This is a genomic window from Thermoactinomyces intermedius, assembly GCF_013912365.1.
Taxonomy (GTDB): domain Bacteria; phylum Bacillota; class Bacilli; order Thermoactinomycetales; family Thermoactinomycetaceae; genus Thermoactinomyces; species Thermoactinomyces intermedius.
Map to the genome: position 1 here is coordinate 1 of NZ_JACETT010000092.1, position 1668 is coordinate 1668.

General features: G+C 50.9%; 1 protein-coding gene. It reads left to right on the plus strand.

Going from position 1 to position 1668, the window contains the following annotated elements:
* A partial coding sequence (locus tag H1R82_RS14300; RefSeq protein WP_181821713.1) for a cation-translocating P-type ATPase occupies nucleotides 1-1668 on the plus strand: 1668 nt, incomplete at both ends.

Genomic DNA, 1668 nt, shown 5'->3' on the forward strand with positions numbered 1-1668 from the left:
TTGACGCAAAACAAAATGATGGTGACCCACATTTGGGCGGACCAGGTGCTGTTTCAAGTGACCGGGAACGGGTATGACCCCGAGGGAGACATTTTGTTGGAAAAGACAAAAGTGAATGTCCAAAAGTGGGATTCCTTGAAAAGGCTGATGGAGATTGCGGCCTTATGCAATAATGCGGCTTTTATCCAAAAAAGCAAAAAAGGGTTATTAAACAAAAAGAACCAATGGGAATTGGACGGCGATCCCACGGAAGGAGCGCTGCTGGTTGTTGCGAAAAAAGCGGGATTGGACCGGAATCATTTGGACAAAACGTGGGAACGGGTGAAAGAATATCCTTTTGATTCCGAGCGCAAAATGATGTCGGTATGGGTGAAACAGGCAGGAAAACATTTTCTTTTTTCCAAAGGGGCGCCGGATGTCCTGTTGAATAAATGCACCCATCTTCTGGTGGATGGGAAAGTGGTGCCTTTGACGGAAACCAAGCGCAAAAAAATCATGCAAATGAATGAGCAATTGGCAGCCAAAGCTTTGCGGAATCTCGCCTTTGCCTACCGGGAAATCAAACCGAAACCGGTAAATACGGACTTAAAGGATTGGCAAATGGAACAGCGCTTGATTTTTGTCGGCCTGACGGGCATGATGGATCCGCCCCGTCCCGGCGTGAAAGAAGCCATCCAGCAGAGCCGGCAGGCCGGGATCAAGACGGTCATGATTACCGGGGATCATCAGGCGACGGCCGAAGCCATCGCCACCGAGCTGAAGATCAAGCGGCCCGGCGGTTTGACACTGACCGGACAAGATCTTTACAATATGAAGGATGAAGAGTTTATCCGGATTGTCAATGATGTGGATGTGTATGCACGCGTCTCGCCCGAACATAAACTGCGGATTGTCAAAGCATTGCAGAAAAAAGGACATGTTGTCGCGATGACGGGCGACGGAGTGAATGATGCCCCGGCGATTAAAGCGGCAGATATCGGGATTGCCATGGGTGGCATGGGGACGGATGTGTCCAAGGAAGCCTCTTCGCTCATCCTGGCCGATGACAATTTTGCCACCATCGTTGCAGCTGTGGAAGAGGGCCGGAATATTTATGAAAATATCCGGAAATTCATCAGTTATTTGTTGGCAAGCAATGTCGGGGAGATTTTGATCATGTTTTTGGCGATGTTGGCAAGTTTGCCTTTGCCGCTAGTACCGATCCAGATCTTATGGGTGAATCTGGTGACGGACGGATTGCCGGCCATGGCCCTCGGTGTGGATCCGGCGGAGGAAAATGCGATGCAGCGGCCGCCGCGCGACAGCCGGGAAAGCATTTTTGCCCGCGGCGTCGGATGGAAAATTGTGACCCGTGGTCTGTTTATCGGGGTTTGTTCTTTGGCTGCTTTTTGGATTTCTTATATCGAAACACCGGAAAATCTGGTGCGGGCACAAACGGTTGCCTTTGCCACGCTGGTCCTTTCCCAGTTGATTTATGTGTTTGATTGCCGTTCGCAAGGAACGATTTTCCAACGCACGCCGCTGGATAATCCCATGTTGGTGTTGGCGGTGTTGTCGTCGGTTGTTCTCTTGCTGGGTGTGATTTATTATCCGCCGCTCGGGCCGGTCTTCCACACGGTTCCGCTCGGTCTCAGGGAATGGATCCTTGTGACGGTGACTTCCACGATG